General features: G+C 63.3%; 1 protein-coding gene. It reads right to left on the bottom strand.

Annotated elements, in window-relative coordinates:
• Positions 1 to 88: 88 nt before the first annotated feature.
• Positions 89 to 292 (bottom strand): hypothetical protein, encoded by a 204-nt coding sequence (locus tag AO501_RS19315; RefSeq protein WP_003879666.1) that lies wholly within the window; start codon positions 290 to 292, stop codon positions 89 to 91.
• Positions 293 to 414 lie beyond the last annotated feature (122 nt).

The raw sequence follows: 414 nt of genomic DNA, 5'->3' as shown, positions 1-414 counted from the left end.
CCCGACTAGCGGGTCAGCAACCACATCACGATGACCAGGACAAGCAGCAGAATCAAGATCAACGTGACACGTGAGCGCGGCATACCGTTCACTCGGATTCCACCTCGTCCGCCGGGGCGTGGCGCAGCCGGTGCAACCCGGTGATTCCCCAGCCCAGCGCGCCGTCGAGCACCACTGCGCTGCCATAGGCCAACGCCAGCACCACCGGCATCACCACCGCGGTCTGCACGACGAACGGCAGCCCGGTCAGCCACAGTTCGACGCCGTCCCACCAGTTCAGGATTGCCGTCATGGGGCCAGCCTAGGCGATCGGCGAGAATCATCCCGTCACGCCAGTAACGTTCGACACGCACGGCTTGGGTAGACGACACCTGTATCCGCAGATGATGATGTGCGGATGGTTCTGCAACACAC

The organism is Mycobacterium gordonae, from assembly GCF_001417955.2.
GTDB classification, from domain to species: Bacteria; Actinomycetota; Actinomycetes; order Mycobacteriales; family Mycobacteriaceae; genus Mycobacterium; species Mycobacterium gordonae_B.
The sequence above is the reverse complement of the archived record's forward strand: the minus strand, read 5'-3'. Positions and strand labels throughout refer to the sequence as shown.

Bases quoted from the DNA above. Each gene is read 5' to 3' on its own strand.
- AO501_RS19315 (WP_003879666.1), bottom strand. From the start codon at position 292: ATGACGGCAATCCTGAACTGGTGGGACGGCGTCGAACTGTGGCTGACC.